This is a genomic window from Paracoccus jiaweipingae (assembly GCF_044335505.1).
Classification (GTDB): Bacteria; Pseudomonadota; Alphaproteobacteria; order Rhodobacterales; family Rhodobacteraceae; genus Paracoccus.
The window spans coordinates 1-25,287 of sequence record NZ_JBISBS010000006.1; the positions used below are offsets into that span (position 1 = coordinate 1).

Sequence of the window (25,287 nt, forward strand, 5' to 3'; positions counted from 1 at the left end):
CCCAGTCCCAGTCCCAGTCCCAGTCCCAGTCCCAGTCCCAGTCCCAGTCCCAGTCCCAGTCCCAGTCCCAGTCCCAGAAAAGGGTTTCAAAATTAAGGATATGGTCAAGACAAACTTATTTAATTTCTTAAAGACAAACCACTAGCCCTCAGCCCTCAGCCCTCAGCCCTCAGCCCTCAGCCCTCAGCCCTCAGCCCTCAGCCCTCAGCCCTCAGCCCTCAGCCTCACGTTACGCACCTCTCGCGCAACCCATTGCCGCTAAAAATTATAAAAAACCGGCCTCCCAAAGAAGGCCGGTCGAAAGCTCATTCCCTCAGCACCCAGCGAAAAACCACCAAGCGTTACTGCTGCAGGGTTTCAACCTGCCCGCGATTCGCCTCGATCTCTCGCCATTTCACGACATTTGCCTCGTGCTCTGGCAGGGTCTTCGAAAAGGCATGTCCCCCCGTCCCGTCAGCCACAAAAAACAGATACTCTGTCTTGTCAGGGTTCAATGCAGCCTCAATCGCTGCCTTTCCGGGGTTGGCAATCGGTGTCGGCGGCAAACCGTCAATGACATAAGTGTTATACGGCGTCTTCGCTTTCAGTTCTGACCGCCGCAAACCGCGATCCAGAACCGTTTTCCCGTTGGTCACGCCATAGATCACGGTAGGGTCGGTCTGCAAACGCATCCCCTGATCCAGACGATTGACAAAAACGCTGGCAACCTGCCGCCGCTCAGACGGCACGCCGGTTTCCTTCTCAACGATCGAGGCCATGATTAGCGCCTCTTCCGGCGTCTTGTAGGGCAGACCAATCATCCGCCCTTCCCAGGCCTCAGCCAGAATACGGCTCTGCCGCGCAATCATCTCGTCCAATAATGCCTGGCGATCCGCCCCTTTGCGCACTTCGTAAGTATCAGGTGCCAAAGCCCCTTCAGGCGGAACGGCGGCAATATCGCCTGACATGAAAGCCGCTTCCCTCATCCCTTCGACAATCTGAAAACTGGTGACACCTTCGGCCACGGCCAACCGCAAACGGGCATCCGCCTGCTCTTGCGCCTTCACAACAGATTCCGGCGCGGTATCAAAAGCCGGGTCATACTTGACCCGCTCTTCGTATTTTCCGGTTTCAGGATTGATGTCGCGCAGCACCACACTGTTGCCCCGCACCCCCACCCGAAAGATCACCTCAGTCCCACAGGTGCTGGGACCGCCAGCGGTAATCACCTCGACAATATCGGCCATACTGGCATGGGGCGGCACAAGATAGCTGCCATAACGCAGCAACCTCGCCTTGCCGGCATAATCGGCGCCCGCGCGAAAAATATAGGGATGCGAAATCGCCCCTTGCTCGGCCAGCCGCTGACTGACCACGGTCAGGCTCGACCCCGGCGCCACCTGAACACATTGCGCCACAGCGCTGGGACCCGGCGCCTGATACTGATGCCGCCCCCAAGCCACCGCCGCGGCCAAGGCGACCAGCAGGACCAGTGCGAAGGTCAGGAAATTGGAAACGACATTACGCCACATCATTCCTGAACCTGCCCCATCACCAGACTGGCATTGGTGCCGCCAAAGCCAAAACTGTTGGACAGGGCGTAACGGATCTGCCGGCGCACCGCGGCATTGGCGGCAAGGTCGATTGCGGTTTCACGGACCGGATTATCAAGGTTAATGGTCGGCGGCGCAATCTGATCGCGGATCGCGAGGATCGAGAAAATCGCCTCGACCGCGCCCGCCGCGCCCAGCAAATGCCCAATGCTGGACTTGGTGCTGGACATCACCACATTCCCCGCCGCATCGCCCAGCAGACGCTCGACCGCGCCCAGTTCGATCACATCGGCCATCGTGCTGGTGCCATGCGCGTTGATATAGTCGATCTGCCCCGGCGCGATGCCCGCACGCTTCAGGGCCGCCGTCATCGACCGGAAACCGCCATCGCCATCCTCGGACGGCGCGGTAATGTGATAGGCATCCCCGGACAGGCCATAGCCCAAAATCTCGGCATAAATTTTGGCGCCGCGGGCCTTTGCATGCTCATATTCCTCCAGCACGACAACCCCGGCGCCCTCGCCCATCACAAAACCATCGCGATCAGCATCCCAAGGGCGACTGGCCGCCTCCGGCTGGTCGCCACGTTTGGTCGACAGTGCTTTGCAGGCGTTAAATCCCGCGATCCCGATTTCCGAGATCGGGCTCTCCGCACCGCCCGCCAGCATCACATCGGCATCGCCCAACTGGATCAGCCGCGCCGCATCCCCAATGGCATGGGCGCCCGTCGAACACGCCGTCACGACAGCATGGTTCGGCCCCTTGAAGCCAAACCTGATGCTGACCTGCCCTGACACCAGATTGATCAGCGCGCCGGGAATGAAAAACGGGCTGACCCGCTTGGGCCCGCGCTCTTTGATCAGCACAGCGGTTTCGGCAATCGAGCTCAGCCCGCCAATGCCAGATCCGATCATCACCCCCGTGCGCTCGCGCCCGGCTTCGCTTTCGGGTGCCCATCCGCTGTCCTGCACCGCCTGAACTGCGGCAGCCATGCCATACAGAATGAACTCATCGACCTTGCGGCGCTCTTTCGGCTCCATCCAGTCATCAGGGTTAAAGCTGCCATCGCTGCCGTCGCCCCGCGGGATCTCGCACGCATATTGCGTCACCACGTTTTGCGGATCGAATCGGGTAATAGGCCCGGCCCCGGACTGACCTTTCAGCAGCCGCGACCACGTTTCCTCGACCCCGCAAGCCAGCGGCGTGACCATTCCCAACCCGGTAACCACAACCCTGCGCATTGCTCTTCCTTCCATAATGCGTTTGCCCGGCTAGATACACGCGCATAGCGGGTGGCGCAATCTTTGCCCGACATCACCGCCCGCCCGCGCAACCCCACAGAACGACCGAATCAGCCCTTTTTCACAGATTGACAGAAAACTGCCAAGAAACCGTTAACACCTGTGTGCGGCCTCAGATCAGGCCATGATTGCGAAAGACCTCGCGCAAATCGGCCTCCGGGCGCGGCCCGACATGCGCAATCACCTCGGCCGCTGCCAGCGCCCCCATCCGGCCCGCCACATCAAGCGGCCGCCCCGATGCCAGACCGTACAGCAGACCAGCCGCGAACTGGTCGCCCGCCCCTGTGGCATCGACCGGCACAACCCGGTCAACCGGCACCAGACTGCGGCGCCCGTTCTTGATCAGGATCGCATCCTCGCCAGACCGGGTGCAGACAATCAGCCCGCAATCCGCCGCTGCCGCCGCCAGCGCAGCGTCCAGATCGTCGGTCTGATACAGCGATGACCATTCATGCACATTGCCGATGACGTAATCCATCGGTCCGGCGATCAGGCGGCGGAAATCATCGCGGTGCCGATCGACGCAGAACGGGTCCGACAGGGCAATCCCGGCCCGTCCACCCGCCATGTGACAAGCCCGCGCCGCAGCTTCGAAAGCCTGCTTTCCCCTAGGCTTGTCAAACAGATACCCCTCAAGAAACAGCCACTTGCTGCCTTCAAAAACGGTTTCATCGACATCCTCTTTGCCCAGTTCAGCCGAAATCCCCAGATAGGTGTTCATCGACCGCTCGCCATCCGGGGTGACAAAGATCAGGCAACGCGAGGTCGGCAGCCCCGCCCCCGCCACCGGCGGGTTGATGAACCGGGTGCCCGCCGCCTCGGTCTGCTCGGCATAAGACAGCCCCAGCGCATCATTCGCCACGCGCCCGATAAACCCCGTGCGCAGCCCAAGCCGGCCAATCCCGGCCAGTGTGTTGGCAACCGAACCGCCCGGAACCAGATCGGCGTGGGCGCGGCCATCCGCACCCAGACCGCCCATCATTTCCTGCGCGACGGTCAGTTCCTCGGCGCGGGGCTGATCAATCAGTTGCATAATCCCACGCTCGATGCCCAGCCGGGTCAGGTCATCCTCCTGCACCGGGGAAATCATGTCCATGATCGCATTGCCGATCCCGATCACATCGAAATTCATTGGGTTTTCTCCTCATAGGGGCACAGATCGCGGATCAGGCAATCCACGCAGCGCGGCTTGCGCGCGGTGCAGATATAGCGGCCATGCAGAATCAGCCAGTGATGGGCATTCTGCTGGAAACGAACCGGAACATTGTCTTCGATGGCGCGTTCGACCGCCTCGACATCGTGACCGGGGGCGATGCGGGTGCGGTTGCCGACGCGAAAGATATGGGTGTCCACGGCCTGCGCCGGAAAGGCGAACACGCTGTTGAGGACAACATTCGCCGTCTTGCGGCCAACCCCCGGCAGCGTCATCAGGGCTGCGCGGGAATCGGGCACCTCGCCGTTGAACACCTCGACCAGCCGGCGTGACAGGGCGATGACATTCCTGGCCTTCTGGCGAAACAGGCCGATGGTCTTGATCTGTTCGGTCAGCGCGGCCTCGCCCAGTTCCAGCATCTGCTGCGGGGTGCGGACCTGCGCGAACAAATCCGCCGTCGCCCGGTTCACCCCGACATCCGTCGCCTGCGCCGACAGGGCCACCGCGACCAGCAACTGAAACGCGTTGCCATAGAACAGTTCGGTCACCGGATGCGGTTCGGCCGCGGCAAAGCGCGAAAAGATCCCGACCTGCGTCGGAAAGGGCAAAGGGGCGGGCAATCTTGCGGGTCGTCTGGCCATGGCGCGGTGATGCCGCGCCAGCGACGACAATGCAAGCACCGCAAATGTGTCTTCCTTTCGCGCCAACGCCGCTTAAGATCGCATTAGCGAAAGGAGGCCCCCCATGACCCGGACATTGCACGCCCCCGCCCCGCGCCCGGATGGGGCCGGCATCACCGTCACCATTCTTCCCGCCGCCCCGGCGCCCACAGATCTGTGTTTCGGCCGCTTCCAGACCCCGCATGGCCCGGCCATCCTGACCGGAGCCGAAGGGGCCGTCTGGGGCCTGGGTCTGGCCGCCGATATGGGCGAGGACAGCGTGATGGCCGATCTGGCCGCACGCTGGCCCGGCACCCGCCTTGTCGAGGCCCCCGAGGCACTGCACCCCGCGCTGCACATCCTGATGCGCAACCGTGGCGAGATCCGCGTCTGTCTGGCCGGAACCCCGTTTCAACGACAGGTCTGGCAGGAATTGCTGCGCATCCCGCAGGGACAGGTGGTAACCTATGCCACCCTTGCCGCGCGGATCGGCAAACCCAACGCCGCCCGCGCCGTCGGCAGCGCGGTGGGGCAAAACCCGTTGGCCTGGATCGTGCCCTGTCACCGGGTCACCCGTGGCGATGGCGGTATTGGCGGCTATCACTGGGGGATGTCTGTCAAGCGCAGCCTTCTGGCCGCAGAACAGGCGCAACCGTATCAGCCCGCCATCTTGTGAAGCCGTCACCCATGCTTGCCGCTTGCGCAAAACCCGGCAATCGGGGAACCTGTGCCACACAGACGCGTTCGGGATTTCAGCCCCCCATACCGGGGGATGGTCACCAGACATGACGCGCAACCCCGCCGCCAATGCGCAGACATGGCGGGGCACCCCGAGGAACAGAAAGGCCAAACCATGAAGACCCGCTTTACCATTCTGCTGGCATCCTGCGGCACCATCGCCCTTGGCGCCTGCACCACCGACCCCTATGGCGCCCCCACCACCATGAGCCGCACCCAGCAGGGCGCGCTGGCCGGGGCTGCCGCGGGGGCGATCTTTGGCGCACAGCGCGACAAGGACAAGAACAACAAGGGCAAGGACGTGCTGCAAGGCGCCATCGTCGGCGCGGCGCTTGGCGCGGGTGTTGGTGCCATTCTGGACCAGCAGGCCAAGGCGCTGCAAAGCCAGATCAGCAATCCCAATGTACGCGTCGTCAATAACGGCCAGTATCTGACCGTGGTAATGCCGGAAAGCATCCTGTTTGCCACCGATTCGGCAGCCGTGTCGGGACCGGCACAAAACGACCTGTACACCGTTGCCCGCAACCTCAATCAATACCCCAACAGCCGGGTCGAGGTGATCGGCCACACCGACAATACCGGTTCGGCGGCCTATAACATGGACCTGTCGCAGCGCCGCGCGCAATCGGTCGTTGGCATCCTGCGCGCCGCCGGCGTGGCCCAGAATCGTCTGGTCGCGGTCGGGCGCGGCGAAAGCATGCCCGTCGCCACCAACCAGACCGTGCAGGGCCGGGCCCAGAACCGCCGGGTCGAGATCATCATCCGCCCGACGCAATAACCCCCACCACCCGAGCAACGCCTTCAGGCCGGGCCACGCGCCCGGCCTTTTTCGTTTCCCTGCCCTGCCCAACAGCCTGCAAACCAGACGCCCAACCCGCCACACCGAATCATCCTTTCCTGTCCTCGGCCCCCAGTTTGCCGATCAGGGCCTAACATCCGGTTAACAGACATGAAAAAACCCCCGGACCGTCAGGTCCGGGGGCTGGTCACTGTCCATGACTGGGGTGTCAGTGCATCCGCGTGGCCACGTCTTCGATGGCCTTGTCGATTTCCGCACTGCGTTGCGCAGCATTGCCCTGTTGGGCCAGCAGCTGCGACGCGGCGGCAACCGCGGCGCTGACCGCCTGATCGCGCACCGCGCGCACGGCGTCGTTTTCGGCGCTGGCGATCTGGTCCTCGGCGGCCTGAATGCGGCGCGCGATCGAGGTTTTCAGATCGTCCTTCGCCTTGGCCGCGCTGGCCTCGGCCTCGCGCTTGGCATTGGCGACGATGTCGTCAGCCTGCGCCTTGACCTCGCGCTGACGGCGCTCATAGCTGGCATACAGCTCTTGCGCTTCTTCGCGCAGCTTCTTGGCCTCGGCCAGATCGGCGCGAATCTGATCGGCGCGCTTGTCCAGCAGATTGCCAATAATGCCCGGCACCTTGAAGTAAACCACGATACCGACGAACAGCAAAAACGCCAGCAGCACGATAAAATCGGTGTTGCGCAGCGAGAAGAACGGGCCACTGGCCGCAAAAGCGGGCGTGGCCGCCAGCAGCGCGGCGATGGTTGCGAAACGCGTCATCACACAGCCCCTTTCAGCTTGCCATCCACGGCCCCGTCGATCGCGGCCTGATCGGCCTGACCGCCAAAGGCGCGGACCAGTTCGGCAGCCACGTCCTTGGCCACGCTGCGCGCGTCCTCGACCGCTGATGCGCGAATGGCGCCGATCCGTTTTTCCGATTCCGCAGCCCGCGCCGAGATTTCGGCATCGGCCTGCGCCACGGCCGCGTCCAGTTCCTTCTGGATGGCCGCCTTGTTCGCCGCGACGATCTTGCCGGCCTCGCTGCGGGCATCGCCAAGCGCCTGTTCATAGGCTGCTTCGGCATCCCGTGCCTTGCGCTTCAGCTCTTCGGCGGCCATCAGGTCGCCGGTCACGGCCCCCTGACGATCGGCCAGAACCGACCCGATGCGCGGCAGCGCGATCCGCGCGAGAACCCAGTAAATCACCGCCAGCGTTACCAGCAGCCAGAAAATCTGGTTGCCGAACGTGGTGATGTCAAGCTGGGGCATCCCGGTCGCGGCCTCGGGTTCGTGACCCATGGCGGTATGGGTATCGGTCACCGCGTGACCATCGACGATGGTCGCGCCCTCGGCACCCTCGACCACATGGGTTGTGTCCATATGGGTGGTCTCGGTCTCGATGACGGTGACAGTGCCCGGATCGGCCTGATCGGTCACGACCACGGTTTCATGTTCTTCGACCACGACAGGCGCGGTCTGTTGCAGCAGGCTGATCATATCCATCCCCAGGCCTTCAAGTCACAATCGGGTGGGGACAAGGCCCCCACCCAACCGCAAGGAAGTTGGTCAGGATCAGACCGCGAACAGCAGCAGCAGGGCCACCAGGAACGAGAAGATCCCAAGGGCTTCGGCAAAGGCCATGCCGATGAACAGCGTGGCGGTCTGCGAAGCGGCAGCCGACGGGTTGCGCAGGGCGCCCGAGAGATAGTTGGCGGCAACGTTACCCACACCGATGGCGGCACCCGCCATCCCGATGCAAGCAAGACCGGCACCCAGATACTGACCCATTTGTTCCATGTTATGTGCTCCTTGAGGCTATGGAAAAGTTGAAGCGGTGGAAAGGTTGAAACGGTGATCCCTGACCGTCAGTGCGACGGATGCAGCGCGTCTTTCAGATAGACGCAGGTCAGGATGGTAAAGACATAGGCCTGAATGATCGCGACCAGCACTTCCAGACCATACATGCCGGTGATCGCCAGGATCGACAGCGGCGCAATGGCGGCAATGGCGGCGAAACCGGCAAAGACCTTGATCACGGCGTGACCGGCCATGACGTTCCCGGCAAGACGGATGGAATGGCTGACCGGGCGCACGAAATACGAGATGATCTCGATCACGGCCAGAACCGGGCGCAGCGCCAGCGGGGCCGAGCGCACCCAGAACAGTTCCAGAAACCTGGCGCCATTCTTGACAAAGCCCAGAATGGTGACGCCGACAAACACCATCAGCGCCAGCACCGCAGTCACCGCGATATGCGAGGTGGTGCTGAAGGATTTCGGCAGCAGACCCAGCATGTTGGCAAAGACGATAAAGCAGAACAGCGTCATGATATAGGGAAAGTATTTCAGCCCCTCTTTGCCGGTCACGTCCTCGACCATCTTATGGACCATGCCATAGGTCAGTTCCGCAATCGACTGGATGCGGTTCGGGATGATGGCGCGGCCACGGGTGCCGAACACCATCAGCCCGGTAATCGCCAGCGCGGTCAGCGCCAGCCACAGCGTCACGTTGGTCGGCGTGTACCAGTGGACAGCGCCGCCGCCAAACAGCGGCTTGACCACGAACTGATCCATCGGATGGAAAACCAGACCCGTCCCTTCGCCATGCGCTTCAGCAGCCACTGTCAGTCCCTTTCGTGCCGGGCGTGTTTCGCCCCGTTTGCGTCGATGGTTTCGCTGCCCGGAACCGGTTTTCCGATCTCTGCGGCGGTGCGCAGCATCGTTTTCACCCCGGCGGCGAAACCCAGAAATGTAAACACGACCAGCAGCAGGGGCAGTGTGCCCAAAAGCAGGTCGAGCCCGTATCCGATCCCGAACCCAATCCCCAACCCCGAGACCAGTTCGATGACCATGCGCCATGCCTGATTGGCCTGGCTGAAATGCTCTTCCGTGCGCGAGGGCGGTTTGGGCGCAGCAACCTCGGCCAGCCGTTTTTCCAGATCGCGCAGCCTGTCGGCGTCACGCTGGCGGTCCTGATCGTGATCTGTCACCGGCTCTCACACCCGCGTTATCGGTTGGCAGGGTGATAGGCGGCACAGCCGCGCAAGTCAAGCACCGATCACGTCCATGCAACCCCATGATGCCGAACGATTTTTTACCACGCCGCGATCCGGCTTTCCGGGTTGCGCCGGATTCGCGGGCAGGTCATATTCAACCCCAAAGTTAAGCATTTCACCCGTGATCGCTAACGAAAAGGCCGTTCATGCCCGTTATCAGCCTGCCCCTGCCCGATGCCGACACTTGACCTGATCTTCGCCGCCCTGTCCGACCCGACGCGGCGGGCCATCCTGTCGATGCTGCTGGAGGATGACATGGCCGTCAGCGACGTCGCCGCGCCCTTTGGCATTTCCTTGGCGGCGGTGTCGAAACATCTGGGGGTTCTGGCCGGGGCGGGCCTGATCGCGCAGGAAAAGCGCGGGCGCATCACATGGTGCAGGCTGAACCCGGACGGGATGCGGCAGGCCAGCATCTGGATGCAGGGCTTTGGCCAGTTCGACCCGGTGGATCTGGACGATTTCGAACGCTTTCTGGCGCTTGAACTGAACCAGCCGGGCGATGGGCAGGATTAGCGCCGGGCACGGTCATGAACCGGCCCAACCGGGAACCGGCATATCCCCACCCTGCGGCGCAGGCGCCCCAAAGCGCGCCTGACGCAAAGGCCGCGATCAGGCGGCGTAGGGCACCTCGTCACGCTTGGCGACGGGGGTTTCATATTCGTAATAAGCATACATCTGGTCCAGCACGGCGCGGGCACGGCGGGCCTGATCTTCGGTCTTGGCTTTGTTCAGGTCGATGGCAGACATGGGTCTGATCCTTGGGTTTGGGTGGCAATCTCCCTCGCGCCGCAGATAACTGTGCAGGCGCAGAAAATCCACCGCTGCGACGCAGCGTCATATCGCGACCGGACGATATGTCGCATTCGCCTCAGGGGGACAGGGCGGCGGCGGGCGCCGGGGGCAGGTCCAGCACCAAAAGCGTGACACAGCGGCTGGCGCGGTCATACAGCACCCCGCGCGGGGCATCGCCGCGAACCTCGCCCTCAAAACCGGGGCACAGGCGCAGCCGGTGGCGGTCCAGCACCCGCCAGAGATAGGGCCGGTCGGTAAAGCGGTCGACCTGCCGCACCAGATCCGGGCAATCCGGGGTCGGCACCAGCGCCGCAGGCATTGCCCCGGCCCCGGTTGCCAGACAGGTGACATGACGGGCGATCTGCTGAACATCCTGCCAGCGCGCGGCATCGCGCACCGCCACTGGCCGCATCAAAGGCCCCCCGCCCCAGATAAGGCCAAGCCCCAGCATCGCCGCGACCCCGCCCGCACACAGCCACAAGGCCCGGTCGCGCCGCCGCGCCTGCACCTGCGCCGCCTTGCCGGCCTTGCCGCGCCGGTTATGTCGGGGGGCATTGGCCATGCGCCGGCCTTACGGCCCAACCGCGTCGGCGGCGGGCCTGCGCGGCATCACAAAGGGTCTGGCGGCAATGGTCATCGCGGCGCAGAATGCGTCGCCGCCCCGGCCAAGGTCAAGGCCATGCCGACAGCGCCACGAAACGCAAAACGCGCCCGCAACGGGGCGCGCCTGCCTGTTCGTGATGGCCAGTCCGCGATGGCCGGTCCGCGATGGCCGGGGATCAGACGATCCGGTCAACCATCATATGCTTGATGCTGGCAATCGCCTTGGCCGGATTCAGGCCCTTGGGGCAGGTATTGGTGCAGTTCATGATGGTGTGGCACCGATACAGCTTGAACGGGTCTTCCAACTCGTCCAGACGCTCGCCAGTGGCTTCGTCGCGGCTGTCGATGATCCAGCGATAGGCGTGCAACAGCGCGGCCGGCCCAAGATAACGGTCGCCATTCCACCAATAGCTGGGGCACGAGGTCGAGCACGACGCACACAGGATGCATTCATACAGGCCATCCAGCTTTTTGCGGTCCTCGATCGACTGTTTCCATTCCTTGTTCGGCGTGGGCGATTTGGTGATCAGGTAAGGGTTCACGCTGGCGTGCTGCGCATAGAAATGCGTCAGGTCGGGGATCAGGTCCTTGACCACTGGCATATGCGGCAGCGGATAGATCTTCACATCGCCGTCCACCTCGTCCATGCCAAAGATACAGGCCAGATGGTTGCCGCCGTCGATATTCATCGCGCAGGACCCACAGATCCCCTCGCGGCAGGACCGGCGGAAGGACAGGGTCGGGTCGATCTCGTTCTTGATCTTGATCAGCGCATCCAGAACCATCGGGCCGCATTTGTCCAGATCGACGAAATAGGTGTCGACGCGCGGGTTTTCGCCGGTATCCGGGTCCCAGCGGTAAATCTGGAACTTGCGCAGATTGGTCGCGCCCTCGGGCTTGGGCCAGGTCTTGCCGACCCGGATCTGGCTGTTCTTGGGAAGGGTAAACTGGACCATGGGTAGCTCCTTTTCAAAGGGTGCCTTCGGGCCGGTAGTCGGCATTGAACAAAGACGGGTTTTGCGCCACCAGCTCGGACACCAGCCAGCGGGCACGGGGGTTCAGATCGCGCTGGTTCAGGCGGCGGATAAATTCGGTCGCGGCATCGGGCAGCCGTGCCATCCGGCGGGCGGGCTCGGGGGCCAGCGCGCCGATCCGGTCCGCGGACAGCCCCGCCAGCGCCAGCAACGGCGCCGCCGGACGTGCCGCATCGGGGGTCTTTTCCAGCGGCAGATGGTGCAGGCGCTTGTCCGGCACCACCTTGCGCAGACGCCGCATCAGGTCGCCCCAGCCGGGCAGATCATCGGTCAGCGCAGCAAATTCCGGCCATGTGCCGGCATAGCCATCGCTGCGCACCGCCTGCGCCCAGACCGAGGGCAGCCAGTCCTTGCGCCGCCGCGTGGTCAGCACATAATCGGCCCGCCAGCCCTTGGGCAAGGCATCCTCAAGCGCGGTGACGATGGCAGGCAGTGCCGGGAACAGCCCGGTTTCACCGCCATTTCCGGGCATCGCCCCGGACAGGTTTTCATGGCTGATCAGCACCGGGCGGTCATCATCGGGCAGATCGGCCAGCACGGCCCGAAACGCCGCTTGCAGGCTGGCACGGTTGTCATCATCCGGCGTCAGGCTGACGGCGATGGCCGCCTGCCCCAGCCGCTGCATCGCGGTGCCGGGCGCCGGAATGCGCAGCACCAGATCGTCCGCCAGCGCATCCTGATTGCGGCGCAGGAAATGATGAACCGAGGTCGACCCCGTCTTGGGCGCCCCCAGATGGATCACAAGGCGACGGCGGACCACGATCACGCCCCCCGCCAGCCGGGTTGGTCATACAGGGGCCGCGTCGGCATCTGGCCTGATCGCCGCATGACGCAGCGCGCGAACACATCCGCAGGGTCGCGCCCCATGATCGCGTCCGAGGACATCGCCACACCGATATGACCGGTGGTGCGCAGCCCCCTGCCCGACACCGCACCCACGCCAATGCTGACCTCGCTGCGCGGTCCCAGCGCCAGACGCGCGTCGGACAGGCAGCTGCGCTCCGCCTGCGCCACCGGCACCGGCGCGCAGGCGGCCAGTGCGGTGATCGCGATCACGGCGGTGCAGGTCAGCAGGGGCGCGACGCGGCTCATGTCAGGCGGTCGCCGCGACCTTGGCGATGCACTGGGTCGTCGCCGGACGTTTGACAATGGCGGCCACCGCATCCGGTGCCCCGCCCGTTGCCCCGGCGGCAATGGCGGCCAGATCGGCCATTTCCGCCATCGAGGCATTGGACAGCACGCAATCGGTATACGGCTGGGTGTTCACGCCGGGCAGGCGCTTGCCCATCTCGGCGTTGATCACGTTGCGGGCGGCGACCCGTTGCGCCGGGGTCAGGCCGGCGGTGCCCGGCACCGGGGTGGGCGCGGTCGGAACCGGTGCCGTGACCGGCACGACGCAACCCGACAGGGCGGTCATGGCGGCAACGGCGGCGATCAGCGAATAACGCATCAGTAAACCCTTTTCTTCGGAGCGATCTTGTTCAGGTCGATCCCGCCCTGATCCTGACCGGTCAGCGGTTCCAGATGAACGGGACGATAGGCCAGTTTAACGCTGTTGCCGTCCACCCATGCAAGCGAGTGTTTGCGCCAGTTGGCGTCATCCCGCTCGGGGTAATCCTCGTGCGCGTGCGCCCCACGGCTTTCCTTGCGCGCCTCGGCGCCGGTGATGGTGGCCAGCGCGTTGGGCATCAGGTTGGTCAGTTCCAGCGTTTCCATCAGGTCGGTGTTCCAGATCAGGCTGTGATCGGTGACCTTCAGGTCGTTCAGCTTGGCGGCAATGGCGGTCATCTTGTCCTTGCCCTCGGCCAGCGTCTTGTCGGTGCGGAAGACGGCGGCATCGGCCTGCATGGTCTTTTGCATCTCAAGCCGCAGTTCGGCGGTCGGGGTGTTGCCATTGGCGAAACGCAGCGCGTCGAACCGGGCCAGCGCCTTGTCGACCTGTGCCGTGTTGGTGGCCGGAACCGGGCTGTCGCGGTCGATGACCTGACCGGCGCGGATGGCGGCGGCGCGGCCGAACACCACCAGGTCGATCAGGCTGTTCGAGCCAAGACGGTTCGCGCCGTGAACCGAGGCACAGCCCGCCTCGCCAACGGCCATCAGGCCGGGGAATACCGCATCCGGCGTCTCCTCGGTCGGGTTCAGCACCTCGCCCCAGTAATTGGTGGGGATGCCGCCCATGTTGTAATGCACCGTCGGCAGGATCGGGATCGGTTCCTTGGTGACATCGACACCGGCAAAGATCTTGGCCGATTCACTGATGCCCGGCAGACGTTCCGCCAGCGCCTCGGGCGGCAGGTGTTGCAGGTTCAGGAACATGTGGTCCTTATGTTCCCCCACGCCGCGACCCTCGCGGATTTCCAGCGTGATACAACGGCTGACCACATCGCGCGAGGCAAGGTCTTTATAGGTCGGGGCGTAACGCTCCATGAAGCGCTCACCCTCGCTGTTGGTCAGGTAACCGCCCTCGCCGCGCGCGCCCTCGGTGATCAGACAGCCCGAGCCATAGATCCCGGTCGGGTGGAACTGAACGAATTCCATGTCCTGTAGCGGCAGGCCCGCGCGGGCCACCATGCCGCCACCGTCGCCGGTGCAGGTATGGGCGCTGGTGGCGCTGAAATAGGCGCGGCCATAACCGCCGGTCGCCAGAACCACCATCTTGGCGTTGAAAACGTGAATGGTGCCGTCATCCAGCTTCCAGCAGACGACGCCGGTGCAGGCGCCATCGGTGATGATCAGGTCCAGCGCGAAATATTCGATAAAGAATTCGGCTTTTTCCTTCAGCGACTGACCATAAAGCGTGTGCAGAATGGCGTGGCCGGTGCGGTCGGCGGCGGCGCAGGTGCGCTGCACGGGGGGGCCTTCACCGAATTCGGTGGTGTGACCGCCGAAGGGCCGCTGATAGATCTTGCCCTCTTCCGTGCGCGAGAAGGGAACGCCGTAATGTTCCAGCTCATACACCGCTTTGGGGGCCTCACGCGCAAGGTATTCCATCGCGTCGGTGTCACCCAGCCAGTCGCTGCCCTTGACGGTGTCATACATATGCCACTGCCAGTTATCCGGCCCCATATTGGACAGGCTGGCGGCGATGCCGCCCTGTGCCGCAACGGTGTGGCTGCGGGTCGGGAACACCTTGGTCACGCAGGCGGTGCGCAGCCCCTGTTCGGCCATCCCCAGCGTGGCACGCAGACCGGCGCCACCGGCGCCGACGACCACGACATCATATTCATGCGTTTCGTAAGTATATTCAGCCATGATGTGATGCCCTCAGACCAGAATGCCAATCAGCGTCATCCGTGCCAGCGCGAACACGCCGGCGGCGATGACCGCCCAACCAAAGATATCGGCCACGATCAGCGCGACCTTGCGCGCGGTGCCGTGAATGTAATCGTCAATCATGATGCGGGTGCCGCGCATGAAATGGATCATGCCGACAACAATGAACAGCGCGGTGACGATGGCGTGCCACGGCTGGCCGAAATGGGCCAGAACGGCGCGGTGCGGCAGGCCGATCGCACTGCCGGCCGAGATCATGAACAGCGGGGTCAGCACGGCCAGCGCCACGGCGCTGACGGTCATGCCCCAGTGATGGGCGGTGCCGGTGCCGCTGGCACCCAGACCGGTGGCGGCCTTGCGGGGGGTGATATAACGCATGTCGGCTTCCTCCGGTCAGGCGAAATAGAACAGGATGATGCTGATCAGGGTCAGGGCGACGGATGCGCCGATGACGACCCAGCTCAGCTTCTTGGCCGCGTCGATTTCCAGCCCGCGGCCGGAATCATAGGCCAGGTGACGCAGGCCGGCCATGAAGTGATACCACAGCGCCCAGACCGAGCCCCACATCACGATAAAGCCGAACCAGCTGTTCATCACCGCATCGGCGGTCGCAAAAGCCTGTGGCGAGGTCGCGGCGGCGACCAGCCACCAGACCAGCAAGACCAGACCCGCCAGCATCGCATGGCCGGTGATCCGCGTCAGGATCGAGGTCACGGCAGTGACGGGCAGTCGGTAAACCTGAAGATGCGGCGACAGCGGGCGGTTGCCACGGTTGACGTCAGCCATAAGGCGCTCTCCCTTCGGATCGGGGCCCGGCGCGTTGCGGCGGCTGCTAGATCAGCTGGCGCGGTCCGGGCTGGCTGGATATTGCGACAGCCATGCAACATTTGTGACGGCTTGTCACGGGGGCGATTGGCTCAAATGCTGCATTTAGCGCGAACATCTGTTTTTGTGATCACATGGGTTGCGGTTGTGATCACAACCGGAAACGCGACAAAAAACAGCCCTGTCCGTCCTCACCCACCCGGTTCTGCCCCCGCCCCGGCCATGCGGCGCGGGCAGGTATGGGCAGGCCACGCTGCACCATCGGGCCGACGGGCTTTCCGGGCGATCAGCAAAGCGGCGCCCGTTTCACGCCCCCTCATGCGCCGCGGATGCGTTTTGACATGATCTGACGGGCCGGCAGCATCGGGCATTGACGGACAAAACCGGCCCATTCCTTCACCTCTTGGGATCAGCAGCGGTCCGGGCGGTGGCTGCCCCAAGGACGATTCAGGTTTCAGCGACGAACCCACGCGGTCACGGGGGCTATTACCGGGCGATTCCCCCGCGATAAGCAGGTCCGGCTGCAACCCCGGCCCGCTGATTCCGTCGCCGCCGACCAGTCGGCAAGGCGGTTCAGGATGCAAACGGCGCAAGTCCTTGTGGGTGCGTCTGCATTCTTCGGGGTGCACAGCCGCAAGAGCTGATCGCCAAACCACCCCGACAGATGCCGGGCCGGAATGGCCATCGCGCGGGGCAAGGATGCCACGGGCGCGCGGGGCAATGACGTCATTGGCGCGCGGGGCGAAATATTTCAGAGCGCGCGGGGCACGACATTTGCGGGCGCGCGCCCCGGACGGTCAGATCGGCATCAGCGCCCAATAATCCAGATCCAGCAGCACCTGCGGATCGTATTTTCCATCCGCGCCTTTCAGCACGAAATCGCCGCTTTGGCCCTTGGTCGCCACCAGACGCAGCCGAATCGCCCCGATGCCGGGGGTGGCGGTTTCGGCCTTGTCCAGAACCTCGGACCAGGCGCGGACAGTGTCGCCGGCGAAACAGGGGTTGGCATGGGCGCCGCCATTCAGCGCCACGATCATCTGCGCATTGGCCAGCCCGTTAAAGGACAGCGCGCGCGCCATGCTGATGACATGACCGCCATAGATCAGGCGCTGGCCATCGGGGCGGTTGGTGGCGTCGAAATGCACCTTGGCGGTGTTCTGCCACAGGCGGGTGGCCAGCATATGCTCGGCCTCCTCGATGGTGACGCCATCGACATGGTCGATGCGCTCGCCAACCTCATAATCGCCCCAGCGGTGACTTTCGCCTGCCAGTTCAAAGTCATATTCGTCAAAGTTCAACCCTTCTGGCAAGACCAGATCAGCCGCATCCACGGCCTTGGGCAGATCGGGGATCACGGTTTGCGGCGCCGGGGAATCGGCGTCGCGCTTGCGCACCATCACCCAGCGGACATAGTCCAGAACCACCTCGCCGCTCTGGTTCACCCCGCGCGAACGCACCCAGACCACGCCCGATTTGCCGTTGCTGTTCTGTTTCAGCCCGATCACCTCTGACTCGGCCCGCAGCGTATCGCCCGGCCAGACCGAGGCCAGCCAGCGCCCCTGCGCATAGCCCAGATTGGCGACCGCGTTCAGGCTGATATCGGGGACCGTCTTGCCAAACACGATGTGGAAGGCGATCAGGTCATCGACCGGGCTGCCATCAAGCCCGCAGCGGGCGGCGAAATCATCGCTGGAATACAGCGCGTGACGGGCCGGATACAGGGCGTGATACAGCGCGCGCTCGCCCTCGGCCACGGTGCGGGGGACGGCATGGCGGATCACCTGACCGATGCGGTAATCTTCGAAGAAACGGCCTTGGTTGGTCTTGCTCATTGGCTTCCCAGCTTCATCTCGGGGTGGTAATCATCCGCGACCTGTTTGGTCACGGCCTGCGCACAGCGCATCACGCCGCGCGCCGCGTCGAAACTGATCGCGGGACTGCCATGCAGCACCCAGCCTTTGGCCAGCGCGTCGCTGACCTTGTGGCAAAAGGCGGATGTGTCATCCTCGGTCAGCAGGCGGTAAAGGGTGCTCATGGGTCAGGCTCCGAACGGGTTGTAACCCAGCCAGATATGAACCAGCGCCGCGACACCGTAAACGATGAACGCACCGGCCAGCGCCATCAGCTCGCGCTGGCGGGGCTGCGCGGCGGGCGGCACCCAATGCGGCTGGCTGCGGTTGATCACCGCCATTTCCACCAGCGCCCACAGACCCAGCCCGCCAAACAGCACGAAGGACGGCGTGTCGCCATTCACCATCAGATGCGCCACCGACCAGATCACCACACCCCACAGCATCGGGTGGCGCATCCGCCGCGCGATGGCGGTTTTCATCCCCGCCGCCGCGAACAGATAGAAGGCGATCAGAATCAGCAGGTTATTAATGCCTTTCAAGGCCGGGCTGACGCCCCAGAACACCGCGCCATCGGCACTGCGATAGCCCCAGATCATCAGCAGCACCGCCGCCAGCAGCGCCAGCGCGACCACCGCCTTGCCAGTGTCGCCCATCGCGGCGCGAAATTGCGGGGCCATGCGTTTGAACAGATGCGCGGCCACCCAAAGCGCCACGCCCAGAACCAGAATGTTCATCCTTACCCCTCCAGCGCGGCGATGGCGTCGGCCTTGGCCAGCAGCGCCCGCGCGGTCACGATATGCAGGTTCTCGACAATGCGGCCATCGACCACGGCAACGCCCTTGCCCCCGGCCTGCGCCTGTTCAAAGGCGGCGATCTGGCGGCGGGCCAGATCGACCTCGGCGCCGGATGGGGCAAAGGCGGCATTGGTCACCGCCAGCTGCGCCGGGTGGATCAGGGTCTTGCCGTCAAAGCCCATATCGCGACCCTGATCGCATTCGGCGCGCAGCCCGTCCTCGTCCTTGAAGGCGTTATAGACGCCGTCGACAATCACCTTGCCCTGCGCCTTTGCCGCCAGCAGGCACAGCCCCAGCCCGGCCATCATCGGCAGGCGGTCGGCGCGGAACCGGCTGTTGAGTTCTTTCGCAAGGTCATTGGTGCCCATCACCATGCCCTGCAAGCGCGGATGCGCGGCAATGGCGGCGGCGTTCAGCATCCCCTCGGCGGTTTCCATCATCGCCCACAGCGGCGTTTCAGGCACCAGCGCCGCAACGGCATCAAGGTCTTGCGGGCGGCTGACCTTGGGGATCAGCACCGCATCGGCGCCGCTGGCAAAGGCGCGCGCGTCATCGGCGCCCCAGTCGGTGTCCAGCCCGTTGATGCGCACGATCCGGGCGCGCTTGCCGTAATCATTGGCCAGCGCCGCCCGCAGCAGGTCGCGCGCCGCGGCTTTTTCCGCGGGCGCGACGGCATCCTCGAGGTCGAAGATAATCGCATCGGCGGCCAGCCCCTGCGCCTTTTCCATCGCGCGGGCATTGGCGGCAGGGATATACAGAACCGAGCGGTAGGGGCGGGTCGTGGGCATAGCAAACCTTCGTATCGCAATAATCTTGCGCAAGGCTGCCCGATTTCGACCAAAACGGCAAGGTCTTTCGCTGCAACGCGGCGTCAGACCGCATCCGCCATCAGCCTGACCGACACCGCCAGCAAGGCCCAGGTGATGAACAGGTAAAACACCCGCTCTGACACGCGCCGCACCGCCCAGACACCGACCGCCACACCCGCCAGCGCAGCGGGCACAAGGCTGGCGGCGATATGCAGGTTTTGCGGCGATAACTGCCCCAGCGCGGCATAGGGAATCAGCTTGACCGCATTGGTAATGGCGAAAAACACCGTGATGGTGCCGGCATAGGCCTGCCGCCCCAGCCGCAGCGGCTGGACATAGACCTGATAGGGCGGCGCCCCGCTGTGGCTGACAAAGCTGGTATAGCCCGCGACACTGCCCCAGAACCCGCCTGCCAGCCAGCGCGGGTGCCGGGCCGGCGCATCGGGCAGCGGCGGCCGGATCAGCGCCCACAGCGCAAAGGCCGCACCGATCACGCCCACCAGACCGCCGACCAGATGCGCCGGCACCAGACTGGCCGTCGCCCATCCCAGCCCCACCCCCAGCACCGAACCGGGGACCACGCGCAGCAGCACCCGCCAGTCTACATCGCGCCGCCATGCGATCAGGCCGAACAGGTCGGACACCACGAAAACCGGCAGCAACAGCCCCGCCGCCAGCACCGGGTTCATCGCCAGCGCCATGACCGGCACCGCCAGCGTGGCCATCATCGACAAACCGCCCTTGGACAGCCCGACCAGAAATGCCGCCAGCGCGGCCAGTGCCCAGATTTCCGGTTCCATCCGTTCCCCATCGTCGCGGGGGTCGCATATTAGCGCAAACACCGCCCCGCCCTGCCCTGCTTACGCCTTGCGCGGCGCAGCGCAAAGCCTTAACCCAACGGTCAGCTATCAACCTTCAGGAGGAAAACATGGCTCGACCCAAGATTGCACTGATCGGCGCCGGTCAGATCGGCGGCACGCTGGCCCATCTGGCCGCGATGAAGGAACTGGGTGATGTCGTGCTGTTCGACATTGCCGAGGGCACCCCGCAGGGCAAGGCGCTGGATATTGCCGAATCCGGCCCGTCGGAAGGGTTCGACGCCCGCCTGAAAGGCACCAATGACTATGCCGATATCGCCGGCGCCGATGTCTGCATCGTCACCGCGGGCGTGCCGCGCAAGCCGGGCATGTCGCGCGACGACCTGCTGGGGATCAACCTGAAAGTCATGAAATCGGTTGGCGAGGGCATCAAGGCCCATGCCCCGAACGCCTTTGTCATCTGCATCACCAACCCGCTGGACGCGATGGTCTGGGCGCTGCAAAAATTCAGCGGCCTGCCCGCCGAAAAGGTCTGTGGCATGGCCGGTGTTCTGGACAGCGCCCGCTTCCGTCACTTCCTGTCGCTGGAATTCGACGTGTCGATGAAGGACGTGACCGCCTTCGTGCTGGGTGGTCATGGCGACACGATGGTGCCGCTGACCCGCTATTCGACCGTGGCCGGTATTCCGCTGCCGGATCTGGTCAAGATGGGCTGGACCAGCCAGGAAAAACTGGACCAGATCGTCCAGCGCACCCGTGATGGCGGCGCCGAGATCGTGGGCCTGCTGAAGACCGGTTCCGCCTTCTATGCGCCCGCCACCAGCGCGATCGAGATGGCCGAGGCCTATCTGAAAGACCAAAAGCGCGTGCTGCCCTGCGCCGCCTTCGTGAAAGGCGCCTATGGTCTGGACGGCCTGTATGTCGGCGTGCCGACCGTGATCGGTGCCGGCGGCATCGAGAAGGTCATCGACATCGAGATGAACAAGGACGAACAGGCCATGTTCGACAAATCGGTCGACGCGGTCAAAGGTCTGGTTGACGCCTGCAAAGGCATCGACGGCACGCTGGCCTGATCGCCGCCCTTGCATCCTGACAGACGGCGCGCCACCATCGGCGCGCCGTTTTGTTTTGGGGGGACGGGATGATGCGCGCCGCTTTCATGCCGATGTTTTTGACCGGCCTGCTGGCCACCACGACCGCAACGGTCACAGCAAGCGCACAGGTCGCACCTGCCGCGCAGGCCGCGCCTGACACACAGGCCGCGCCTGCCTCGGCCGCGCCGGATCTGTCGGATCTGCTGCGCGAAAAGGGGCTGGCGGCGGCGCTGGCCGATCTGGCCGGACGGGGCGATGCGACCCCCGACACCGCCATGGCGCTGGCGGCGGTCAGCTTTCTGCGCGGCATCGAACGTGCCTATCAGGCGCGCTGGCGCATTGGCGAAAGCGCGCCGCTGGGTCAGATGCTGGGGCTGCCGGTGCTGACGGCGCAGCTGCCGCAAAACCCCGCGCCGCAGCCGCTGGAACCCGATTTCCTGAACCGGCTGGCCCAGGGCCTGATCGACGACATGACCGCGACGCGCAAGGCGCTGGACGGGGTCGATGACAGCGCCGCGCTGACCCTGCGCCCTGACGCGATCTGGTTCGACATCAACCAGAACGGCCAGCCCGACACGGCCGAGGGTCTGGCCGCCTTTATGCCAGCCCAGTTCGGCATCCCCCTTGCCGCCGCCACGCCGCAGCAGGATGGCAGCGATCAGGGCAATAGCGGGCAGGGCAGCGCGGATCAGGGCGACAGCGCCGCCGCCCCGGTGGTGCGCTTTGACGCGGCTGATGCCGAATGGCTGCGCGCCTATACCCATATGCTGTCGGGTTTCGCGGAATTCCTGCTGGCCTTTTACCCTGAAGCCGCGTTGTCCATGCGCATCGCCACGCAACAGGCGCTGGCCGATCAGTGGCGCGGGGCGATGACGGGTGACGGCACAGCGGGTGATGGGCGTGCCGTCCTGACCCACGAGGCGGACCAGTTCGGCCCGCTGGCCGATGACATCACCACCATCCTGTCCCTGCTGCGCCACGACCCCGACCCGGCGCGGCTGCACGCGGCCCGCCAGCACCTGCGTGACATGATCGCCGCCAACCGCCGCTTTTGGGACAAGCTGGGGGCCGAAACCGACAATGACCGCGAATGGATTCCCAATGACCGTCAGCAGGCGGCGCTGGGGTTTGAGCTGCCAAAGGGGACCGGCCCGGCATGGCAGGCCGTCCTGACCGAGGCCGGGTCGGTGCTGGACGGCAAGCTGTTGGTGCCGTTCTGGCGCTTTGCCCCCGATCACGGCATCAATATCGCCAAATGGTTCGAAAACCCGTCTGCGCTGGACCCGGTGGGCTGGGTTCAGGGGGCCAGCGCCCTTCCCTATGCCGAAAAAGGCCCGCTGTCGCGCGCGGACACGCTGGCGCAATTCGCCCGCATGTTCGATGGCCCGGCGGGGCTGTATATGATCCTGCTGAACTGACCAGCGATGGAAAAAGCCGCGCGGCAGGCACCGCGCGGCGTTCTGATCCGGCTTGCGGCCCGGATCAGGTAAAGTCGAAATCGGATGCGCCGAAGGACCAGACCGACTGGTTCTGGACCACGATCACCGTGTCGTCAAAGCTGATATGAACATCCGCACCCACCGCCGCAATGCGCAGATCATCCAGACTGTCGGCGCCGCTGGTAATGCGGATGACATCGCTGCCCTGCTGGAAATCGCGGATGGTATCGCGGCCATCGCCGCCCGCGAAAACAAAAACATCTGCACCCGCGCCCCCGATCAGATAGTCATTGCCGCGCCCGCCTTCCAGCGTGTCGTCGCCCGCACCCGCACTTAGCAGGTCGTTGCCGCCAAGCCCGCGCAGCAGGTCGTTGCCATTATTCGACACCAGCCCGTTGGCCCCGTTATTGCCGGTCAGCCGGTCGTCGCCATCGCCCGAAAAGATGCGTTCCACCCCCGTGATCACGTCGAACCCATAGCCAGTATTCTGCGGCCCGGTCTGGGACAGGTCGACCACGGCGCCACGGCTGCCGACATATTGCACCGTGTCGATGCCATTGCCGCCGATCAGCGTGTCATGGCCGGTGCCGCCATTCAGGATATCATCACCGTCCAGACCCTCGATCCGGTCACTGCCGGCACCCCCGGCGATCAGGTTGCGCCCGGCATCGCCGGTCACGCGGTCATTGCCCGCCCCGGTCATGACGTTTTCAACCCCGGTCATGACGTCGGTTCCATGCCCGGTCTGCTGTGCCCCGGTCAGGCGCAGGTCGACATTCACCGCCCCGCGCCCGGCAAAGCGCACCGTGTCAACCCCGGCCCCGCCCTGCATCACGTCATCGCCCGCGCCGCCATACAGGAAATCGTCGCCGCCATTGCCGATCAGCGTATCATTGCCGCCGCCACCCAACAGACGGTTGCCCGCCCCATCCCCGGTCAGCCGGTCATTGCCGGCACCACCGATCACATGCTCCACCCCGGTCAGCACGTCGCGGCCCTGCCCGGTATTCTGCGCGCCGGTGATGTTCAGATCCACGTTCAGCGCCGTGCGGCCGCCGAACAGCGCGGTGTCCAGACCGTCGCCCCCTGACAGCGTGTCATTGCCCGCGCCGCCATTCAGAAAGTCATTGCCCGCGCCGCCCGACAGGCTGTCATTGCCATTCATGCCGAACAGGTTGTCATTGCCGCCATTGCCGATCAGCGTGTCATTGCCCGCCATGCCGCGAATGGCGTTGCCGCCATTATCGCCCGCCAGCAGGTTGTCACGCGCATCGCCGCCAAGCCGCGACAGGTCGGTGCCGCCGGTCAGCACATAGCCGCCGCTGTAGCCGCCATGACTGCCGGCCGAAATATAATAGGTGCCACTGGTGCTGGCGGTAAAGCTGACCGAGGCCGGCCCGCTGTAGCCGTAATCATACTTGATATTGGTGTCGTCGGCATCGCGCAGCCCGACAAAAGCGTTTTTGACCTGATCAGGCGCGCCATCGCCGCTGACCGTCCAGCTGTAGGTCTGACCGGCCTTCAGCTCGACCCGGTACCAGTCGTAATCATCCTTGGCATCGACGCGGCCAGACCGGGTCTCGCCCGCCAGCAGCACGGCGTCGGTGCCGGTATTGTTGGCGATGCGGTCATCCATGCGCGCGGTCAGGACGTAATTGCCCTCGGGGCGGCCATTCCAGACATCGTCATCGCCCACGTCAAGGTAATAAACGCCACTGGTTTTGGCGGTAAAAGACAGCAGGTTGCCATCGCGGATATTGCCCAGATCATTGCCATTGGCATCGCGCAGATACAGCCGCCCATTCGCCAGCGAACTGCCCGAGCCATCGCCGCTCAGCAGGAAATCGACGCTTTGCCCGGCGGTCAGTTCGATCCGGTACCAGTCGTTATCGGCGTTCTGACCCAGCTCGCCGCGGGTCTGGCCGCTGCCGTCTATGCGGGCGGTGGTGTTGACGTTATCCGCGATCGTGTCGGTCATGTTCGCGGTCAGGACGTAATTGCCCTCGGCGGCATTGTCCCAGCGGTCGTCATCCTCGACCGACAGGAAAAACGTCCCCGACGCCGTCGGACGAAAGCTGAGGGTGCTGCCGTCGCGCACGCTGTCAAGGCTGTTGCCATCCGCATCGCGGATATGCAGCCGCCCGTCATCAAGCGAGGTCGCGCTGCCATCGCCGGTGATCTTGAAATCGTAATTCAGGCCGCCTTTCAGCTCGACCTTCCACCAGTCGGAATCTCTGTTAACGCCCAGATCCGACCGATATGTGCCCGTCCCGGTCACGACCGCCGTCGTCGACCTGTCACCTGCGATATCCGCCATTGAGACTACTCCCTCTCTCCCCAGAGACAAAACTGACAAAAGTTTCCGCAACGTCAGAGCTGAGGCAAGCACAATCGCTGAGACAGTGCCGGACCCGTGGCAGATCGGCGGCTTTCCGCTGCAACCTTGCCGCGACCTGATGGGGCGGGTGCATCAGGGCGGCGCGGGGTGGGATGCGGCCCCGGGGCGGGGCGGGAATCGCCCCGGCACATGCCGCAACGCAGCGGAAACAAGCTGCGGTGCGGCAGGCGGGGCTGGGGCTGGGACCGCGCGGGGCATTTTGTGATCACAGCGGATTTTTCTGTGATCACAAACACCGCAAACCGCGCAAAAAACAGCCGTCACGAAAGATTTGCATCGAAAACGCGATTGCTTTGTGTCAGAAGCTGCCGGAACGCATCTGAACGGAGGATC

29 protein-coding genes are annotated in these 25,287 nt (G+C 64.3%); 5 read left to right on the forward strand and 24 right to left on the reverse strand.

Annotation, left to right across the window (positions count from 1 at the left end; genetic code table 11):
* Positions 1-341 precede the first annotated feature (341 nt).
* The 4 genes from mltG to nth all read right to left on the reverse strand — a co-directional run bounded on the left by mltG (position 342) and on the right by nth (position 4,627).
* Complete coding sequence (gene mltG / locus ACFXP9_RS10905) at positions 342-1,511, reverse strand: endolytic transglycosylase MltG (RefSeq protein ID WP_397208816.1); 1,170 nt, start codon at positions 1,509-1,511, stop codon at positions 342-344.
* A complete protein-coding gene (gene fabF, locus ACFXP9_RS10910; protein WP_397208810.1) occupies positions 1,511-2,773 on the reverse strand; it encodes a beta-ketoacyl-ACP synthase II in 1,263 nt (420 codons plus the stop codon). The genes mltG and fabF overlap by 1 nt, the downstream gene beginning before the upstream one ends.
* Positions 2,774-2,945: 172 nt before the next feature.
* Positions 2,946-3,965, reverse strand: coding sequence for an adenosine kinase (locus tag ACFXP9_RS10915; protein WP_397210212.1), 1,020 nt, complete (start codon positions 3,963-3,965; stop codon positions 2,946-2,948).
* Complete coding sequence (gene nth, locus ACFXP9_RS10920) at positions 3,962-4,627, reverse strand: endonuclease III (RefSeq protein WP_397208815.1); 666 nt, start codon at positions 4,625-4,627, stop codon at positions 3,962-3,964. The genes ACFXP9_RS10915 and nth overlap by 4 nt, the downstream gene beginning before the upstream one ends.
* A 103-nt stretch (positions 4,628-4,730) precedes the next feature.
* On the opposite strand from nth, the gene ACFXP9_RS10925 reads away from it, so the two are divergent.
* Together ACFXP9_RS10925 and ACFXP9_RS10930 are read left to right on the forward strand one after the other, a co-directional pair.
* A complete protein-coding gene (locus ACFXP9_RS10925) occupies positions 4,731-5,321 on the forward strand; it encodes a methylated-DNA--[protein]-cysteine S-methyltransferase (RefSeq protein WP_397208808.1) in 591 nt (196 codons plus the stop codon).
* Between the two features lie 177 nt (positions 5,322-5,498).
* Positions 5,499-6,161, forward strand: a complete 663-nt coding sequence (locus ACFXP9_RS10930; RefSeq protein ID WP_397208807.1) for an OmpA family protein — start codon at positions 5,499-5,501, stop codon at positions 6,159-6,161.
* Positions 6,162-6,390: 229 nt separating this feature from the next.
* Here the strand turns inward: ACFXP9_RS10930 and ACFXP9_RS10935 are convergent, their stop codons facing one another.
* From ACFXP9_RS10935 to ACFXP9_RS10955, 5 genes are all read right to left on the reverse strand, one after another.
* On the reverse strand, positions 6,391-6,948 hold the full coding sequence (locus ACFXP9_RS10935) for a F0F1 ATP synthase subunit B (RefSeq protein ID WP_397208806.1): 558 nt from the start codon (positions 6,946-6,948) through the stop codon (positions 6,391-6,393).
* Positions 6,948-7,670 (reverse strand): F0F1 ATP synthase subunit B', encoded by a 723-nt coding sequence (locus tag ACFXP9_RS10940; protein ID WP_397208805.1) that lies wholly within the window; start codon positions 7,668-7,670, stop codon positions 6,948-6,950. The genes ACFXP9_RS10935 and ACFXP9_RS10940 overlap by 1 nt, the downstream gene beginning before the upstream one ends.
* 69 nt (positions 7,671-7,739) lie before the next feature.
* Positions 7,740-7,964, reverse strand: a complete 225-nt coding sequence (locus ACFXP9_RS10945) for a F0F1 ATP synthase subunit C (RefSeq protein ID WP_397208804.1) — start codon at positions 7,962-7,964, stop codon at positions 7,740-7,742.
* A gap of 68 nt (positions 7,965-8,032) precedes the next feature.
* Positions 8,033-8,788 (reverse strand): F0F1 ATP synthase subunit A, encoded by a 756-nt coding sequence (locus ACFXP9_RS10950; protein WP_397208803.1) that lies wholly within the window; start codon positions 8,786-8,788, stop codon positions 8,033-8,035.
* A gap of 2 nt (positions 8,789-8,790) precedes the next feature.
* On the reverse strand, positions 8,791-9,156 hold the full coding sequence (locus tag ACFXP9_RS10955; RefSeq protein ID WP_397208802.1) for an AtpZ/AtpI family protein: 366 nt from the start codon (positions 9,154-9,156) through the stop codon (positions 8,791-8,793).
* 240 nt (positions 9,157-9,396) lie between these two features.
* Here ACFXP9_RS10955 and ACFXP9_RS10960 point away from each other — a divergent pair, with 240 nt between their 5' ends.
* A complete protein-coding gene (locus ACFXP9_RS10960; protein WP_397208801.1) occupies positions 9,397-9,735 on the forward strand; it encodes an ArsR/SmtB family transcription factor in 339 nt (112 codons plus the stop codon).
* Between the two features lie 96 nt (positions 9,736-9,831).
* Here ACFXP9_RS10960 and ACFXP9_RS10965 read toward each other — a convergent pair whose 3' ends face one another.
* The 14 genes from ACFXP9_RS10965 to ACFXP9_RS11030 all read right to left on the reverse strand — a co-directional run bounded on the left by ACFXP9_RS10965 (position 9,832) and on the right by ACFXP9_RS11030 (position 20,005).
* Complete coding sequence (locus ACFXP9_RS10965) at positions 9,832-9,969, reverse strand: hypothetical protein (protein ID WP_397208800.1); 138 nt, start codon at positions 9,967-9,969, stop codon at positions 9,832-9,834.
* Between the two features lie 121 nt (positions 9,970-10,090).
* Positions 10,091-10,576, reverse strand: coding sequence for a hypothetical protein (locus ACFXP9_RS10970; RefSeq protein WP_397208798.1), 486 nt, complete (start codon positions 10,574-10,576; stop codon positions 10,091-10,093).
* A 217-nt stretch (positions 10,577-10,793) separates the two neighbouring features.
* The gene (locus ACFXP9_RS10975; RefSeq protein WP_397208797.1) at positions 10,794-11,573 is read right to left on the reverse strand and encodes a succinate dehydrogenase iron-sulfur subunit; all 780 of its coding nucleotides are present in this window, start codon (positions 11,571-11,573) and stop codon (positions 10,794-10,796) included.
* A gap of 13 nt (positions 11,574-11,586) precedes the next feature.
* The gene (locus ACFXP9_RS10980; RefSeq protein ID WP_397208796.1) at positions 11,587-12,411 is read right to left on the reverse strand and encodes a hypothetical protein; all 825 of its coding nucleotides are present in this window, start codon (positions 12,409-12,411) and stop codon (positions 11,587-11,589) included.
* Positions 12,412-12,413: 2 nt separating this feature from the next.
* Positions 12,414-12,743, reverse strand: a complete 330-nt coding sequence (locus ACFXP9_RS10985) for a hypothetical protein (RefSeq protein ID WP_397208795.1) — start codon at positions 12,741-12,743, stop codon at positions 12,414-12,416.
* A 1-nt stretch (position 12,744) separates the two neighbouring features.
* Positions 12,745-13,101: a hypothetical protein gene (locus ACFXP9_RS10990; RefSeq protein ID WP_397208794.1), complete on the reverse strand. Its 357-nt coding sequence runs from the start codon at positions 13,099-13,101 to the stop codon at positions 12,745-12,747.
* A complete protein-coding gene (gene sdhA / locus ACFXP9_RS10995; protein ID WP_397208793.1) occupies positions 13,101-14,903 on the reverse strand; it encodes a succinate dehydrogenase flavoprotein subunit in 1,803 nt (600 codons plus the stop codon). The genes ACFXP9_RS10990 and sdhA overlap by 1 nt, the downstream gene beginning before the upstream one ends.
* Before the next feature lie 12 nt (positions 14,904-14,915).
* Entirely contained in the window at positions 14,916-15,302 is a 387-nt protein-coding gene (sdhD, locus tag ACFXP9_RS11000) for a succinate dehydrogenase, hydrophobic membrane anchor protein (RefSeq protein ID WP_397208792.1), read from the reverse strand.
* A gap of 15 nt (positions 15,303-15,317) precedes the next feature.
* Positions 15,318-15,710: a succinate dehydrogenase, cytochrome b556 subunit gene (gene sdhC, locus ACFXP9_RS11005; RefSeq protein ID WP_397208791.1), complete on the reverse strand. Its 393-nt coding sequence runs from the start codon at positions 15,708-15,710 to the stop codon at positions 15,318-15,320.
* Positions 15,711-16,546: 836 nt separating this feature from the next.
* On the reverse strand, positions 16,547-17,581 hold the full coding sequence (locus tag ACFXP9_RS11010) for a MaoC family dehydratase (RefSeq protein ID WP_397208790.1): 1,035 nt from the start codon (positions 17,579-17,581) through the stop codon (positions 16,547-16,549).
* Positions 17,578-17,784, reverse strand: coding sequence for a DUF1737 domain-containing protein (locus ACFXP9_RS11015; protein WP_397208789.1), 207 nt, complete (start codon positions 17,782-17,784; stop codon positions 17,578-17,580). The genes ACFXP9_RS11010 and ACFXP9_RS11015 overlap by 4 nt, the downstream gene beginning before the upstream one ends.
* Before the next feature lie 3 nt (positions 17,785-17,787).
* Positions 17,788-18,336 carry an NnrU family protein gene (locus tag ACFXP9_RS11020; RefSeq protein ID WP_397208788.1) on the reverse strand — a complete coding sequence of 183 codons (549 nt, stop codon included), beginning with the start codon at positions 18,334-18,336 and terminating at the stop codon, positions 17,788-17,790.
* 2 nt (positions 18,337-18,338) lie between these two features.
* Positions 18,339-19,184 carry an HpcH/HpaI aldolase/citrate lyase family protein gene (locus ACFXP9_RS11025; protein ID WP_397208787.1) on the reverse strand — a complete coding sequence of 282 codons (846 nt, stop codon included), beginning with the start codon at positions 19,182-19,184 and terminating at the stop codon, positions 18,339-18,341.
* 83 nt (positions 19,185-19,267) lie between these two features.
* Complete coding sequence (locus tag ACFXP9_RS11030) at positions 19,268-20,005, reverse strand: sulfite exporter TauE/SafE family protein (RefSeq protein WP_397208786.1); 738 nt, start codon at positions 20,003-20,005, stop codon at positions 19,268-19,270.
* A gap of 128 nt (positions 20,006-20,133) precedes the next feature.
* Between ACFXP9_RS11030 and mdh the strand changes: the two genes are divergently transcribed.
* Positions 20,134-21,096 (forward strand): malate dehydrogenase, encoded by a 963-nt coding sequence (mdh, locus tag ACFXP9_RS11035; protein WP_397208785.1) that lies wholly within the window; start codon positions 20,134-20,136, stop codon positions 21,094-21,096.
* 71 nt (positions 21,097-21,167) lie between these two features.
* Positions 21,168-22,535, forward strand: coding sequence for a hypothetical protein (locus ACFXP9_RS11040; protein ID WP_397208784.1), 1,368 nt, complete (start codon positions 21,168-21,170; stop codon positions 22,533-22,535).
* A 64-nt stretch (positions 22,536-22,599) separates the two neighbouring features.
* Here the strand turns inward: ACFXP9_RS11040 and ACFXP9_RS11045 are convergent, their stop codons facing one another.
* Complete coding sequence (locus ACFXP9_RS11045; protein ID WP_397208783.1) at positions 22,600-24,873, reverse strand: calcium-binding protein; 2,274 nt, start codon at positions 24,871-24,873, stop codon at positions 22,600-22,602.
* Positions 24,874-25,287 lie beyond the last annotated feature (414 nt).

Excerpts from the sequence above, each read along its gene's own strand:
- ACFXP9_RS11025 (WP_397208787.1), bottom strand. The coding sequence starts at position 19,184 with ATGCCCACGACCCGCCCCTACCGCTCGGTTCTGTATATCCCTGCCGCC.
- ACFXP9_RS10930 (WP_397208807.1), top strand. The coding sequence starts at position 5,499 with ATGAAGACCCGCTTTACCATTCTGCTGGCATCCTGCGGCACCATCGCC.
- fabF (WP_397208810.1), bottom strand. The coding sequence starts at position 2,773 with ATGCGCAGGGTTGTGGTTACCGGGTTGGGAATGGTCACGCCGCTGGCT.
- mdh (WP_397208785.1), top strand. The coding sequence starts at position 20,134 with ATGGCTCGACCCAAGATTGCACTGATCGGCGCCGGTCAGATCGGCGGC.
- ACFXP9_RS11045 (WP_397208783.1), bottom strand. The coding sequence starts at position 24,873 with ATGGCGGATATCGCAGGTGACAGGTCGACGACGGCGGTCGTGACCGGG.
- ACFXP9_RS10975 (WP_397208797.1), bottom strand. The coding sequence starts at position 11,573 with ATGGTCCAGTTTACCCTTCCCAAGAACAGCCAGATCCGGGTCGGCAAG.
- ACFXP9_RS11010 (WP_397208790.1), bottom strand. The coding sequence starts at position 17,581 with ATGAGCAAGACCAACCAAGGCCGTTTCTTCGAAGATTACCGCATCGGT.
- ACFXP9_RS10915 (WP_397210212.1), bottom strand. The coding sequence starts at position 3,965 with ATGAATTTCGATGTGATCGGGATCGGCAATGCGATCATGGACATGATT.
- ACFXP9_RS11020 (WP_397208788.1), bottom strand. The coding sequence starts at position 18,336 with ATGAACATTCTGGTTCTGGGCGTGGCGCTTTGGGTGGCCGCGCATCTG.
- sdhC (WP_397208791.1), bottom strand. The coding sequence starts at position 15,710 with ATGGCTGACGTCAACCGTGGCAACCGCCCGCTGTCGCCGCATCTTCAG.
- ACFXP9_RS10960 (WP_397208801.1), top strand. The coding sequence starts at position 9,397 with ATGCCGACACTTGACCTGATCTTCGCCGCCCTGTCCGACCCGACGCGG.
- mltG (WP_397208816.1), bottom strand. The coding sequence starts at position 1,511 with ATGTGGCGTAATGTCGTTTCCAATTTCCTGACCTTCGCACTGGTCCTG.
- ACFXP9_RS10925 (WP_397208808.1), top strand. The coding sequence starts at position 4,731 with ATGACCCGGACATTGCACGCCCCCGCCCCGCGCCCGGATGGGGCCGGC.
- ACFXP9_RS10940 (WP_397208805.1), bottom strand. The coding sequence starts at position 7,670 with ATGGATATGATCAGCCTGCTGCAACAGACCGCGCCTGTCGTGGTCGAA.
- ACFXP9_RS10945 (WP_397208804.1), bottom strand. The coding sequence starts at position 7,964 with ATGGAACAAATGGGTCAGTATCTGGGTGCCGGTCTTGCTTGCATCGGG.
- ACFXP9_RS10985 (WP_397208795.1), bottom strand. The coding sequence starts at position 12,743 with ATGAGCCGCGTCGCGCCCCTGCTGACCTGCACCGCCGTGATCGCGATC.
- ACFXP9_RS11015 (WP_397208789.1), bottom strand. The coding sequence starts at position 17,784 with ATGAGCACCCTTTACCGCCTGCTGACCGAGGATGACACATCCGCCTTT.
- ACFXP9_RS10970 (WP_397208798.1), bottom strand. The coding sequence starts at position 10,576 with ATGGCCAATGCCCCCCGACATAACCGGCGCGGCAAGGCCGGCAAGGCG.
- sdhA (WP_397208793.1), bottom strand. The coding sequence starts at position 14,903 with ATGGCTGAATATACTTACGAAACGCATGAATATGATGTCGTGGTCGTC.
- nth (WP_397208815.1), bottom strand. The coding sequence starts at position 4,627 with ATGGCCAGACGACCCGCAAGATTGCCCGCCCCTTTGCCCTTTCCGACG.
- ACFXP9_RS10990 (WP_397208794.1), bottom strand. The coding sequence starts at position 13,101 with ATGCGTTATTCGCTGATCGCCGCCGTTGCCGCCATGACCGCCCTGTCG.
- ACFXP9_RS10965 (WP_397208800.1), bottom strand. The coding sequence starts at position 9,969 with ATGTCTGCCATCGACCTGAACAAAGCCAAGACCGAAGATCAGGCCCGC.
- ACFXP9_RS11040 (WP_397208784.1), top strand. The coding sequence starts at position 21,168 with ATGCGCGCCGCTTTCATGCCGATGTTTTTGACCGGCCTGCTGGCCACC.
- sdhD (WP_397208792.1), bottom strand. The coding sequence starts at position 15,302 with ATGCGTTATATCACCCCCCGCAAGGCCGCCACCGGTCTGGGTGCCAGC.
- ACFXP9_RS11030 (WP_397208786.1), bottom strand. The coding sequence starts at position 20,005 with ATGGAACCGGAAATCTGGGCACTGGCCGCGCTGGCGGCATTTCTGGTC.
- ACFXP9_RS10935 (WP_397208806.1), bottom strand. The coding sequence starts at position 6,948 with ATGACGCGTTTCGCAACCATCGCCGCGCTGCTGGCGGCCACGCCCGCT.